The sequence below is a fragment of the Actinomadura luzonensis genome (genome assembly GCF_022664455.2).
In the GTDB taxonomy this organism is placed as follows: domain Bacteria; phylum Actinomycetota; class Actinomycetes; order Streptosporangiales; family Streptosporangiaceae; genus Nonomuraea; species Nonomuraea luzonensis.
On record NZ_JAKRKC020000002.1, the window covers coordinates 127,797 to 140,582 of the forward strand.

General features: G+C 68.2%; 15 protein-coding genes. 10 read left to right on the forward strand and 5 right to left on the reverse strand.

The genetic code is table 11. The features are described from left to right. Positions 1-62 precede the first annotated feature (62 nt). Positions 63-353 carry an MDR/zinc-dependent alcohol dehydrogenase-like family protein gene (locus MF672_RS30745; RefSeq protein WP_242370960.1) on the reverse strand — a complete coding sequence of 97 codons (291 nt, stop codon included), beginning with the start codon at positions 351-353 and terminating at the stop codon, positions 63-65. Between the two features lie 66 nt (positions 354-419). On the opposite strand from MF672_RS30745, the gene MF672_RS30750 reads away from it, so the two are divergent. From MF672_RS30750 to MF672_RS30765, 4 genes are all read left to right on the forward strand, one after another. Further along, a complete protein-coding gene (locus tag MF672_RS30750) occupies positions 420-611 on the forward strand; it encodes a hypothetical protein (protein WP_242370962.1) in 192 nt (63 codons plus the stop codon). A 251-nt stretch (positions 612-862) separates the two neighbouring features. Beyond that, positions 863-2,779, forward strand: a complete 1,917-nt coding sequence (locus MF672_RS30755) for an ISL3 family transposase (RefSeq protein ID WP_242370965.1) — start codon at positions 863-865, stop codon at positions 2,777-2,779. A 4-nt stretch (positions 2,780-2,783) separates the two neighbouring features. Next, the gene (locus tag MF672_RS30760; protein ID WP_242370967.1) at positions 2,784-3,269 is read left to right on the forward strand and encodes a hypothetical protein; all 486 of its coding nucleotides are present in this window, start codon (positions 2,784-2,786) and stop codon (positions 3,267-3,269) included. A gap of 147 nt (positions 3,270-3,416) precedes the next feature. Further along, positions 3,417-3,665 carry a tyrosine-type recombinase/integrase gene (locus MF672_RS30765; RefSeq protein ID WP_242370968.1) on the forward strand — a complete coding sequence of 83 codons (249 nt, stop codon included), beginning with the start codon at positions 3,417-3,419 and terminating at the stop codon, positions 3,663-3,665. Between the two features lie 301 nt (positions 3,666-3,966). Here the strand turns inward: MF672_RS30765 and MF672_RS30770 are convergent, their stop codons facing one another. Continuing rightward, on the reverse strand, positions 3,967-5,133 hold the full coding sequence (locus MF672_RS30770; protein ID WP_242370970.1) for a hypothetical protein: 1,167 nt from the start codon (positions 5,131-5,133) through the stop codon (positions 3,967-3,969). Between the two features lie 180 nt (positions 5,134-5,313). Then, positions 5,314-5,598, reverse strand: a complete 285-nt coding sequence (locus MF672_RS30775) for a recombinase family protein (RefSeq protein WP_242370972.1) — start codon at positions 5,596-5,598, stop codon at positions 5,314-5,316. 311 nt (positions 5,599-5,909) lie between these two features. Here MF672_RS30775 and MF672_RS30780 point away from each other — a divergent pair, with 311 nt between their 5' ends. From MF672_RS30780 to MF672_RS30790, 3 genes are all read left to right on the forward strand, one after another. Beyond that, a complete protein-coding gene (locus MF672_RS30780; protein WP_242370975.1) occupies positions 5,910-7,391 on the forward strand; it encodes a serine hydrolase domain-containing protein in 1,482 nt (493 codons plus the stop codon). 165 nt (positions 7,392-7,556) lie between these two features. Continuing rightward, complete coding sequence (locus MF672_RS30785) at positions 7,557-8,033, forward strand: MerR family DNA-binding transcriptional regulator (protein ID WP_242370977.1); 477 nt, start codon at positions 7,557-7,559, stop codon at positions 8,031-8,033. A gap of 24 nt (positions 8,034-8,057) precedes the next feature. Continuing rightward, entirely contained in the window at positions 8,058-8,714 is a 657-nt protein-coding gene (locus tag MF672_RS30790; protein ID WP_242370979.1) for a hypothetical protein, read from the forward strand. A gap of 375 nt (positions 8,715-9,089) precedes the next feature. Here the strand turns inward: MF672_RS30790 and MF672_RS30795 are convergent, their stop codons facing one another. Further along, on the reverse strand, positions 9,090-10,166 hold the full coding sequence (locus MF672_RS30795) for an amidohydrolase family protein (protein WP_242370982.1): 1,077 nt from the start codon (positions 10,164-10,166) through the stop codon (positions 9,090-9,092). A gap of 97 nt (positions 10,167-10,263) precedes the next feature. On the opposite strand from MF672_RS30795, the gene MF672_RS30800 reads away from it, so the two are divergent. The 3 genes from MF672_RS30800 to MF672_RS30810 are packed head-to-tail and all read left to right on the forward strand — an operon-like array spanning position 10,264 to position 11,890. Then, positions 10,264-10,728, forward strand: a complete 465-nt coding sequence (locus tag MF672_RS30800) for a MarR family winged helix-turn-helix transcriptional regulator (protein WP_242371210.1) — start codon at positions 10,264-10,266, stop codon at positions 10,726-10,728. Further along, a complete protein-coding gene (locus MF672_RS30805; RefSeq protein ID WP_242370984.1) occupies positions 10,725-11,333 on the forward strand; it encodes a hypothetical protein in 609 nt (202 codons plus the stop codon). The genes MF672_RS30800 and MF672_RS30805 overlap by 4 nt, the downstream gene beginning before the upstream one ends. Beyond that, a complete protein-coding gene (locus tag MF672_RS30810; protein ID WP_242370985.1) occupies positions 11,330-11,890 on the forward strand; it encodes a hypothetical protein in 561 nt (186 codons plus the stop codon). The genes MF672_RS30805 and MF672_RS30810 overlap by 4 nt, the downstream gene beginning before the upstream one ends. 283 nt (positions 11,891-12,173) lie before the next feature. Here MF672_RS30810 and MF672_RS30815 read toward each other — a convergent pair whose 3' ends face one another. Continuing rightward, positions 12,174-12,587: a hypothetical protein gene (locus MF672_RS30815; RefSeq protein ID WP_242370986.1), complete on the reverse strand. Its 414-nt coding sequence runs from the start codon at positions 12,585-12,587 to the stop codon at positions 12,174-12,176. Positions 12,588-12,786: the final 199 nt, after the last annotated feature.

Consider the following 12,786-nt stretch of genomic DNA (forward strand, 5'->3'; position numbering starts at 1 on the left):
AGGCAGCGAGATCAACGCTGATCGATCGCTCTCCACACGTTCGAATGCCTTCACGCCGGAGCTCACCATGCTGGGCATGCTGAGCTCCACTTGCCTGACGTGCCTGACAGACCTTCACACGGCTGACCAGCCAGGTCGCTTGACAACCCCAGCAGGTAGTCGTGGTTGGCGCTGGAGGCGGTGCCGATGACGGTGGCGCCGTGGACGATGGCCAGCTGGACCGCGACGGTGCCGACCGCGCCCGCCGCGCCGTGGATGAGCAGGGTGTCGGTGTCGCCGACGCGCAGCAGGTCGAGGTCCCGGCGGGCGGTGAAGCCGGCGACGGGCAGCGCGGCGGCGGTGGCCCAGTCCATCGCGGCGGGTTTGACGGCGAAGATGCTGCCGGTGGCGTACTGGGCGTAGGAGCCGGCTGTCCGGCAGTGCTGGGCGGCGCGTTCGCGGTGGTAACCGATGTCGCCGACGTGGCGGTCGGCGCACTCGTCGTGGGTGTGAGCGACGTGTTTGTGGAGCTCGGCGGGTACCGGCCGCTTGCCTATGTCACCAAGCGCTTCTGGACTGCCGGTTCGTCGGAGGTGGGTTTCTTGTTGGGTGATCGCCCGCTTGGCCGTTAAGCGGGTAGGCATTCGTAACCCTGCGGTAGAGATCATGAGCATCCTCACCGAGTTGCACGGTGATCGCTGCGAGCCGGGTATATACGGCCAGGACGGCTTGTGGGCAGCCTTCGATTCTCATGAGAACCGCAGACGGCCCCCTGCGCCAACAGGAGGCCGTCAGTGCTGCGTGAACTGCCCTTCTACCGGAAGAGAGTCCAGCAATGGAGAGGATACCCGGGGCGTCGAAGATCACCCCGATCCTAAAGGGCATGGTTGCCGTGCCCACTGCCCCTCATGACTACCCCTCCGGTGAACCGCGAGGCCCGGCCCGCCCGGTCAGGCGAGGCGGCCATCCGCACCGCTCTGGCTCGGCAAGGTCACTCTCGCCAGCGTGGGGACAGGCGACAGTTCGGGTCGAGTTGGAGGTCCGCCGGTTCATCTGCGATAACCCTGCCTGCTCGGTGGCGACGTTCGCGGAGCAGGTGGGCGGGCTGACTGCCCATCGGCAGCGGCGTGCCGCGGGGCTGCATGGTCTCCTGGAACGCGTCGCGCTGGCGCTGGCCGGACGTGCCGGAGCCCGGCTGGCGGCCGTTGTCGGCGCGGCGATTTCCCGCTGCTCGCTGATCCGGCTGATCAGGGCGTTACCCGACCCCGAGATCGGCCAGGTCGGCGTGCTCGGTGTCGACGACTTCGCCAAGCGGCGTGGCCGTTCCTACGCCACCGTCCTGGTGGACATGGACGGCCACCGGATCATCGACATCCTGCCCGATCGGGAGTCGGTCACCTTCGCCGGCTGGCTGCGTGAGCACCCCGGTGTCCAGGTGATCTGCAGGGATCGGGCCGGCGGCTACGCGACAGGCGCTCGTGAGGGGGCGCCCGACGCCCAGCAGGTCGCTGACAGGTGGCACATGTGGGACGACCTGGGCGAATACGTGAAGAAGATTGTCGGCGCCCATCACGGCTGCGTCACCACGCATTACGCCGCCCTCAAGCAGAACGCCGCCGAGCAGGCGCCCGACCCGGATCAGGTGGCCGAGCAAGCGACGGCTGATCATGCTGAGAGCCGGGCCCGGGTGGTCCGGACCCGGCAGCGTTATGTGCAGGTCCAGGCGCTGAAAGCCGAGGGCAAGCACCTGGCCGCGATCCAGCGGGAGCTGAATCTGGCCCCCGGGACAGTCCGCCGCTACTTTCACGCGAGCAGCGTCGAGGAGGTCGCATCGGCCTTGACGGCAGGCTGGCCGAGCAAGCTCGACGACTACAAGCCCCACCTGCACCAGCGGTGGAACTCCGGCTGCACCAACATCACCCAGCTGCACCGGGAGATCCAGCAGCAAGGGTTTCGCGGTGGCTACTCCACGGTCTACGCCTACCTGGCCCCCTACAAGGGCAAGGCGGCGCCACCGGCCGTTCCCGCTCCGCCCAAGGTCCGCCACATCACCAGCTGGATCCGGCGCCGCCCCGACAACCTCGACGCCGGCGAGCAGCTCAAGCTCAAAGAGGTCCGCGCGGCCTGCTCCCATGCCTGGCTGGGAGCCGTCCGCGCCGACGACCTGCCCCACCTGCACACCTTCGCCAACGGCATCCAACGCGACTACGACGCCGTCCTCGCTGGACTCAGCCTGCCTTACTCCTCCGGCCTGCTTGGCCACCGCTCCCCGCAGTCCACCCAGTTCTACGCCAAGATCACCCCGACCACGCTGACGAAGGGCTACAACGACGCGGGCTACTTCCAACGCAACGTCCGCACCATCGAGGTCCTCATCGACCGGGCCGCAGTCGAGAGCGGAGCCGCGGCCGCCGGCGAGCCGTGGCAGTACTACGACCTGGGACACGGATTCTGCAACTACACCTTCTTCAGAACAGTGCCCGCACCGCATGGCCTGCGCCAAATGCGACTTCTACACCCCCAGGACTCCTCCAAAGCGCTGCTGCTGGAAGCCAAGGACAACCTCTGCAGCGCATGCTCGCCGACGTCCCACTCACCGACTACGAGCGCGCCGCGGTCGACGACGGCCAGGCCGCCCTTGACCAGCTTCTGGAACGTCTCGCCGACATCCCCACGCCGTCCGGCGCGACCCCACGGCAGATCGGTGTTCCGCTCCAGGCGACGCTGCTTCCGATCATCGCTGTCAACCAGAAGCCGACGTAATCAAGCTGCGGCAGGCCCCCGCGACCAGGCAGCATGACGGCATGACGGATCTCCGATGGGACGAGGTCAGGGAATTCTTCGATCCCGACTTGATGGGCGCCTTGCCGGACCTCTTCGTCCCGGACGCCACCGTCGAGGACTGGCAGACCGTCCTGGACTTGGTCAGAACGCGTGGATGGCAGTGGCAGTACTCGCAAGGTGACACGGTGCTGCCGCTGCCCACCGCCGCCGAAGTGCTCGCGCGTCCACCTGAGGCTGAGACGGTCTCGCTGCGAGTCTGGCCTGCTCCGGGCGTGCTCGCGATCTTCCGGCTCATGTCGGAGACTGAGATCGACTTCGATGTCGACCTTCGTGAACTGCAAGGTCAAGAAGGAGTCGACACACTCTGCGACTTCCTGCGGGCGATCGGGAGCGAACTCGGCAAGCCAGTGCTGATGACTCCGGAAGGTGGAAGCCAAGACCCGGTCCTCGGCTTCGATCCCGTTGTCAGCAAGGTCATCCTGCTCGGGGATCCGGCACCCGACTGATCGCGACAGATCGGCATGGCTTGACAAGACAGATTCCACATAAAGATCAAATTCCTGAAGAGGCTCATGTTCGGCCGGGCCAACTACGACCTCCTCAGAAAGATAGCCCTGCTGAACTGATCACTCGACGTGATCGCTCCCCAACAAGTGCGCCAGACCCACCGAGCGCTCAAGGTCACAACCTACGCCGGCCTCGACCTGCACCAGTTGCGCCACAGTGCCGCCACCCACCTCGGCGAGGCCGAAGTCCCGCTGCAGCTCATCACGGGCAAGACCCGGCACAAGAACCCCCGCACCGCCATGCGCTACGTCAAACTCGGCGCCGAGGCCATCGCCAAGGTCACCGAGGTCCTGGCACCCCGTCGCCGTACTCACTGGTCCATCAGGTGCCCGTGAGGCAGGCTGCCATGGCCATGAGCTAGCGAACTCCGTAAACACAGTCCGTGAGCATGATTACTGAGCGCTACTTTGGGGCTGGTTGCACCGACCCGAGTGGGGCCACAACATTGTTGATGTTGCATTGCGGCTTTTGGGCCTTGGGGGCGGCACCTGCAACGGAACCGGACCGTACGGCAAACGCCTTCCCGCAGGTCGGATGGGGGTCAAGTGGGTTCGGTACGGGGGTCGTTGGCGTACGGTCCGGTCCGGTTGCAGCGCGCGTGTGATCGTGGGGCTCCCGGGGTGGGGCCGCTATTGGTCAGGAGCCGCTGCGGCGTTGCCGGCGTGACTGGCGTTTGCGCTGTTGACGCCTCATAGTCGGCTGGGTCGCAGGGGCGGGGCGTTCGGGCCGTTCCGTCCAGGGCCGCCCGCGACTCGTTTCTGCCGGTGCGGCACCTCCTTGAAGGCCGGACGGGTCGTCAGGCCCGTCCACGGCGTCGGCCTTTCCAGGTGAAACGGTCGTCGCTTTCGCTGCCTCTTCTCGGACCGTCCTAGCTTCTTGCCTGTCGGCTGCTTCTCCGCTCACCTCGGCTCGGATCTCCAGAGCGGTGCTGAGATTGGACAGATGCTTATCGCGGTCGGGGTGGCCGGCCGGAACGGCCTGCACCGCTTGCCGATAGACGGCGATGGCCTCGTCAAGGTCAGCCTCCGTCTCGGTTTCGTCGCGCGCGAACCGCATGAGCAACGCTGCACCGAATCGGCTGAGTATCCTCAGCCGCTCGGCAGAGTCTCCGGGAAGGGCTCGCAGCACCTCCCGCCACACCTCGACGATCTCATCGACATCCGAAGCTCCCTCGGCCCGCTTGATCCGCATCTGCAGCGTGTCACCGAGATAGATCAGATATCTGACCCGATCGGGATCATCGGCGGCGGCCGCATCCACTGCCTGCCTGCCGGCGATGATGGCCTCGTCCAGATCGGCCATGTCTCCGGTCGTCCCGAACCGCATCAGGAGTGCGACCCTCAGGTTGGCCAGCACCATTGCCCGCTCGGGGTACTCATCGGAGGTGACGCTCTCAAGTCGTCGCCATGCGTCGACGACTTGATCGACGGGGGGTGCTTTTCGCGCGTTGGCAGACCGCTGCAGCAAATCGACGGCGAGATCAAAGGATATGGGGACGATGTCGGGCAGGATTCCCTTCGGCAGTGGCTTGTCACCCTGGATCAGGCAACGGGCGAATAACTGGATCGCGATATCCCGCTCACCACGGCCCTTCGGGCCGAGCGCGGCGAAGCGGTGCCACATGAACTGCGCCACGATGAAACAGGACTCGACGTCAGGCCATCCGTCCGTCAGGGTGCCGGCGAGGCGGCGGGCGCGTTCGGCCAGCTCCGGATCCCGAACGAGCGAGTAGTCCCGCTCGGCGAGAACACGCTCTACAGCGCCGGCCAGTATGTTGAGCGATTTCTTTCCGAATATGGTCATCGTCCCGCCGGGTCGTGTCCTGGTGCCTCCACGCGCGTAAACCTAGCTGACCGCGACTACGCCCCTGCGCTGCGGGGCACCGCTGTCGTGAGGTGAGCGGATGTTCCCGAAGACTTCCGGATACGGAGATCGCCGTCGCCGGGCACCATCTCACCGGTCGCTCCAGCATCCACAGCGCGATCACGGCCGGGCTGCATCCGTGCCCGTGTGGTTCGCAGGGAGGCCGCGCCGGAAGGACCCGCGGGCGAACCGGTCGAACTCGGCCACGGTGAACACCGACCCGTTCCAGATGGCGGCCAGCGCCTGGTCCAGGCCGGCGCGGTTGCGGCGGGTGGTGCCGGAGAAACCGCGGTCGATGTAGATGCGGTCTTCGGGGACGCCGAGGGTCAGGAGCCGCTCGGTCTGGATCATGAGGTCTTGCTCGTCGGTGGAGCAGCGGGCGTAGCCGACGCGGGCTCCGTTCACGCGCTCCAGCGTTCCGGATAGGGGGCCTTCACCGGACCAGTTCGCGGAACACCTACACGGAACGCCCTGACCTGGGGCGCTCTCCCGGGCGACGGGTGTTCCGGTGGGGGATCGTCTTGCGGAACACCACCGGAACGCGCGAGATGCGACTGCCGCCCGGTGGAGACTGTGTCCTGTTTCCGGAGCTGTCTCAAGTCGCCGAAGTGGCTGTGAGCTAGATCACGGTTGAGGTTGACCTGAGGTCGGGGTGGAAGCTCAGCGCAGCGGGTCGACACCGACCCGGACATAACGGATGCGAAGGACAGGCCACCATGACGATCATCCTTTCCGACCAGGACAAGAGGACTCTGCGGATTGCCGCGTACGGCGCCGTGTCGCTGATGGCCGCCGCCGATGCCGCCGGCAGCCCTCACAAGATCGCCACCAACGGCAGCATCGCGCTGGCCACGGCCACCGGCCTGATTGGGCACGTGCTCGCCGGCTACCCCAAGGGCAAGGACCTGCCCGGCAAGTCCGTGGCCGAGATCGCCGACCGCGTGCTGCCGGCCCTGACCGCGGCCATGAACCTCCTGAAGCAGCAGGATCCCGCCGAGGCCGGCAACTTCCGCCGCGCCGTCCTCGTCGCTGTCGAAACCGCCCAGACGCACCAGGGCCGGCCGAGCCCCGCCGCGGCCGGGCAGGATCGCCCGGAGCTGCAGAAGGCGATCGAGGAGGTGGTCGAGTCCGGTTTCGTCGGGGTGTCGCTGCGCGTGCACGATCAGCGGGGCGAGTGGGCCGGCAGCGCCGGGGCGGCCGAGCTGGGCGGGACCGCCAAGCCGCCGATCAACGGGTATGTCCGCATCGGCAGCAACACCAAGACCTTCACCGCGGCCCTGGTGCTGCGACTGGTGGCCGAGGGCAGGATCGGGCTGGACACCTCGGCGGCGGACTATCTGCCCGAGTTCGGGCTGGACTCGCGGATCACGGTACGGATGCTGTTGCAGCACACCAGCGGGCTGTTCAACTTCAGCGGCGAGGTCTACGACGACGGGACGGTCGTACCGGGGGTCGCCATCCCCTACGGCACCACAGGCAAAGAGTGGGTGAACAACCGGCTCAAGACCTACCGCCCGCAGGAGCTGGTGGAGCTGGCGCTGTCCAAGCCGGCGCGGTTCGAGCCGGGGGCGGGCTGGAGCTACTCCAACACCAACTACGTGCTGGCCAGGCTGCTGATTGAGAAGGTCACCGGCCGCACCTACGCCGAGGAGATGCAGCGGCTGATTCTCGGGCCTCTCAAGCTGTCGCACACCATAGTGCCGGACGCCTCACCGGAGATCCCCGCCCCGCACGCCCACGCCTACTACCGGTACGCCGACGCCGGCGAGCAGAAGACCATCGACATCACCTGCCAGAACCCCTCCTGGATCTCCACCGGCGGTGACATGATCTCGACCACCCAGGACCTGCACACGTTCATCTCCGCGCTGCTGGGCGGCAAGCTTCTCCCCGCCGAGCTGCTGGCCGAGATGTGCACCCCGCGCCCGACCGGCATCCCGAACATGGACTACGGCCTGGGAGTGTTCGTGCTGACCACGGCCGACGGCGGCACCGTCATCTCCCACAATGGCGCCGCAGTGGGCCACGCGGCGCTGATGTACAGCAGCCCCGACGGCTGCAAGACGCTGAGCGCCGCGCTGAACTGCGTGGACGACGCCGACCTGTCCATCGCAGCAGTGTTCCAGCAGGCCCAGCAGAGGCTCCTCAACGAGGTGTTCGGCGGTGGGCAGGCCGATCCCGCTCAGCCGACGGGCTGAGCACCTCTGACCCGCACGCCTCAAGAGGCGCCCTCTTCCGGCCGTGCATCAGGCAGAACGCGAACCGGAGCCACACCGAGCCCGACCAGCTCGGCGAGGCCCGTCCACATGCTCGGCGGTGGTCTGCTCGGTCGCCGAACTCGAGCACAAGGCAGGATTGTGCAGATGAACGGAGTCACGATCGGGCAGGCGGCGGCATTCGTCGGCATCACGGTGAAGACGGTGCGGCACTACCACAAGCTTGGTCTGGTGACGGAGCCGGAGGCTACCGCAGGTACGGATCGGCCGAGTTGCTGCGGCTGGTGCAGGTGCGGACGCTGGCCGCCGCCGGGGTGCCGCTGGCCGCTTGACCAGCGTCTCAACCTGATTACGGCCACCAACCAGAACTCTCGCTGGCTCTTCCCCGGCCGCCGCGGCGGACAGCCCATGACGCCCGACGCCATCGAACGACGCCTTCGCGATCACCAGATCCCCATATTCAGCGACAGGACCGCCGCACTTCGCCAACTCGTCCTCCAGGCGCCGGCTGCGGTGATCGCCCGGATGCTCGGCTACAGCGACGAACAGACCAGCCGCGTCGCGACCGAAGCCGGAAGTCCCTGGAGCCGATACGCCCCAGTCGACGAACACCCCCACGCCTGACCACCGCGACATGGAATGAGCATCATGACGACCCTTCCCGGGCCACGCTCGGCGGCCGAGATTCGCACCTACCTCAAAGACCATCTCAACCAGGCGCTTCGCCGGCCCGGCATGTTCGGAGGCGAGACAGCCCTGCGCCTCCTGTTCGATCACCTGGCCTACGCCGAACACCAAGAGACGAAGTGGGCACAGGCATTGCAGTCCCTGGAAGCGCGGGGCGCCTTCAACTCCCTCGGCGTGACCGGAGCGCTCGCCACCGTCCTGCCCCATCCCTGCGACGACGGCGTCGCCTCGATCTACGCCGAGCTCGCCCACGATGCCGGGTGGCTACAGGCCGACAGAACCCTGACAAGCGAAGATCATGCGTCCCTGCGCCGGAAACTCATCGCTTGGGCTGCTCGCGACCGGACACTCACCGAAGTGCGAGAGGAGTTCGGCCCGCCTTCCGTTCTTCTCGGCGGCACCAACCCCCTATATGGCAAGACACTCGCCTACATGACCGCACAGGCAAGGGAACCGATCATCTTCTTACATCTCTGGAACGGGACCTCCCGGCCAACCGAAACGACCTGGCACCCCATCTACGACGAACCCGTCCTCTTGGCCGTCCGCTCCGGGACAGGAGCGTTCGAGGACACCTTCACGTTCACACCAGAAGGAAGCAGACGCCGCCCGGCCTGATGTCCAGCGGCACCACCCATCCGCTGGCCACTACGCCCCGTGACTTTGACAGCTTCACAGCGCGCGAACACGCGACACTTGATTACGCGAGGTCGCCAGTTCTGGAACCGTGGCTGGCCCGAGTGGTATGACTCGTTCGAGGCGATGGCGCCAGGCTCCCCGCCAGGCCGCGGCGCACAGCCTGCAACCCCATCGCCCTCCTGATCTTTGAGCCGATCAAGCTCCGCTGGTCCACGCGGAGTTCCTCGAACCTGGGCGCGCTGATCTACCCCCACAGCAGGTTGCCCCGGCCGGGGCCGTGGCACTACGTGATCCTCGTGCTGAACTTCCTGTTCTTCGGGTTCTTCTTCGTCAACTTCATCGGGGACCCGCTGGTCACGTTCTGACGCGGACGCCGCGCCGCCACACGCCGGCCAGGTCGCGGGTGGCGGCGATGGCGGCCGTGGGGTCGCCGTCGACCAGGAGGAGGTCGGCGCGGGCGCCCGGGGCGATCCGGCCGCGGTCGCGCAGCCCGAAGTGCCGGGCGGGCAGGGAGGTGGCGGCGGCCAGCGCCTGCGTCTCCGTCAGCCCGGCCTCGACCAGCAGGGCCAGTTCGTCGTGCATGGCCTCGCCGAACGGCACGAGCGCGGGGCCGCCGCCCTCGTTGGCGTCGGTGCCGGCCAGGATCGGCACGCCCGCCTGGTGCAGGGCCCCGACGCTGTCCCGGGCGGCCTCGTACGACAGCCCGTACGTGTCGGCCATGCGCCGCATCATGGTCAGCGTCGGGACCGCCGTGCGCCCCGCGCCGGCCATCGTGCGGGCGAACGCGGGCGTGAGCGGCGTGTCGAGGGGGGCGTGCGTGATCATGTCCACGCCCGCGTCGAGGGCGACCTGGGCGGCGGCGTGCCTCGGGGCGTGCGCCACGGTCAGCAGGCCGCGCCGGGCGGCGGCCGTGACCAGGGCGCGCACGGTCTCCGGGGCGAGCGCGGGCGTGGCCGGGTCCGCCAGGACGATCTTGATGTAGTCGGAGCCCTCCGCGGCGCGGGCGGCGACGAACGCCTCGGCCTCCTCCGGGCCGCTCACCTTGGGCAGCCCCGGCACGTCGGGAGGCCCGCCGGGGACGCTGGCCAGGATGCCGGAGCTGCGCAGGCCGGCCACGTCGTCCCGGCTCGCGGCGGCCTCGCGCAGCGCGGCGAGTTCGGCGAGCGGGTAGGAGAACATGTTCAGGCAGGTCGTCGTGCCCTGGACGAGGGCCTTGCGCAGATGCTCGGCGGTCGCGGCGTGGGTGTGGGCGTCGATCAGGCCGGGCAGCAGGGTGCGCCCGTCGCCAGGCACGATCTCCCAGCCGGGACGCCTGGGGATGCGGGGAGCGACATGGGTGATCTCGGCCCCGTCGATGAGGACGCCGCCCGTGCCGGTGACGCGCTCCCCGTCGAAGATGCGCACGTCCTCGATGAGCGTCTGCTTCGTCATGGTTCTCCTCTAGATAGACAAGCAACTTGTCTTTCTCGGGAACGGTAGACTCCTGAGCCGGAAATGGTCAAGCCACTTGTCCAAAGGGGACGCCGTGATGGCCGAAGAGGCGACCGAGCTGCCGTTGCTGCTGGCCATGGCGTTCCGGGTGCTGTCGACCCGCCTGCGGGAACGGCTCGCCGACGAGGGGCACGACGGGCTGCGCCCGGCGCACGGGTTCGCGCTGGCGTACCTGAGGCGGCGCGGCGGCTCCACGGCCGGGGAGCTGGCGCGGCTGGTCGGGATGACCAAGCAGGCCTCGGCCCAGCTCCTCGCCGAGCTGGAGTCCGGCGGTTATGTCGAACGCCGGCCCAACCCCGATGACCGCCGCAGCCAGATCGTGATGCCGACCGAGCGGGGCGCGGGCGTGGAGCGGCTGTTCTCGGCGTTGTGGCGCGAGGTCGAGGACGACTGGGCCCGCCAGGTGGGGGCGGAGACCCTCGACCACACGCGGCAGGCGCTCCAGGCGCTGGTCCGCGGTTCGGTTCCCCAGGGCCCGGCCCCGGTACGCCCCGACTGGTGAGGACGCTTGCGCGTTGGTCGAAGAATCGTGAGCCCGCCGCCCCCGTCGCCACCCAGGCCGGCGCCGCCGCCGCCGGGCACGCGGCCACCAGCGTCGCCGAGCACCGGGTGCGGCTCTATGAGCTGGTGACGAAGGAGGGCGGCTTCTTCTGCACCGCCGGCGAGACGGAGCAGGCCGCGATCGGTCACCACGGCTGGTCCACCACGCAGACACCGCTGTACTACCTGTCGGCCGCGCCGTTCCCCGGCGGCAAGCCGCTGTTCCGGCTGCGCCGGCCGAAGAAGCAGTCCTCCATCGTGACCGCGTCCGTGGCCGAGCGGGAGCGCCTGGTGGCCTCGGGCGACTTCCGCTACGACGGCATCCTGGGCTACGCGCCCGGCTCGGCCGGTGCGGGCGGCGACGTGAAGGTGTTCCGCCTGTCGAACAACAACAACATCATCCTGATCACCTCTGTGAATCGCTTTCATCCATCCTCGGCACGTGACGGCTTCCGCAGAAGAGTCAGTGCCGGTGCCGGTGCCGGCGCCCGCGGCGAGGTGGCGCCCCTTCTCTGGCTGGCCGGCCCCGTGTCGCGAGCCGATCACCGCCAGGGTGGTACGGCATGACGACGCGGATGCTGGCCGATGCGGTGGCTGCGCTGCCGCAGGTGCTGGAGGCTCTGGGCTGGGAGGGGTGGCGTGTGGTCCAGGCCAGGGCCTTGAGCAGCCGGCGATGGGTGGTTTGTGAACTGGACGAGGCCGAGCACGAGGCCCGGTTGCGCGACCGGCTGCCGCCCGCGGCTGACGCCTTGCTGTTGCGCTGCCTCGCCCACAGTCACCCGGGCTTCCTGTCACGCCCGGCGCCGGTGCGCATCCAAGGTGCGATCGCAGCGCGTAGGACCTGGGTGGCCGCGAGGAACAATCTCGGTGGATTCGTGTCGTTCGGCGAGCGGGTGGCCCTGATGCCGACCGTGGTGGCGCGAGGGTTGCCGGCCGCGGTGGATGCCGCCTGCTACGGCTTCGGCGTGGTGGCGTTGGAAGAACCCGGCCGGTTGGTCCATCCACCTGAACCCGTTCCCGCCCAGGAACGCACGTGGGTGAGACGACTGGTTGAGGAGGTGGTCTATGACGCCGTGCTTCGTCAAGCAGGTCAGTCTCTTCCCGTCGCGCTGGGCGTGGGGTAGGACTTCACCCACGCCTGCAAGTACTTGGGCACCCCCCACGACAGCCGGCGCTGGGCGATCTTCTCCACCGTCATCAGCGCCAGGAGTGGCAGGACGAGCGAGTGCCGCCGGCGCGTCCCAAGGTCCGGGGGAGGGGGAGGCGAAAGGTCGGCCGGATAGAGACGACGCAGCGAAGAGGTGGCGCCCAAGGCCGCCCGGAGCGCGCCGTGGGCGACGGCTCCCAGCCCGGAGACGTCCGTGCTCAGCAGGCCCACCGGAACTGTGGCACGTTCCAGCACGTGTTTCAGACCCGCGACTGTCCGGACAGAGCCCAGGGGATCGCCCGATGCTCCAGCACGAGCGCCACCGGCGTCTCGTGCGAGCAGATCTCATCGACGAGATGGTCCACCCAAGGCGCCAGCAGCCAGTCGCTGTGCAGGGGCAGTACGGCGGTGACGTCGGCGCCCGCTCCTTTGGCTTGGCTGAGCACGCTCTGTAGCGCGGCCTTGTCCTCCTTGCCCACGTATCCGGAGTCGGTCAACACGCTCGCGACGCCCGACGCGCGCTGGGCTTGGAGCCAGGCGCGACTGATCGGCTCCGCGTCGGCCTTCCGGCGGGACTTGCCGCCTGCGTAGCGGCGCCGGTCGATGAGCAGGGGCCCGCAGAGGCGCTCCCGCAAGGACGGATGCAGCGTGGTGGCCTTCTCGCCGGTGAGCACGATTCCGCCGGCGGACGACGGGATGGTTCGGACTCTGCCTGGCTCTGCATCCACGGCCGTGTCCCCAATCCCTAGCCGGATCATCGAAGGAAACATGCCGACGACCTTGACGGCGACCGCCTGCCGAGACGGCGTCAAGGTAAGGACCGCGGCCGATTCGGCCTCTCTGCTTGGGGCCAATGCCGTTCAGATAGATCAT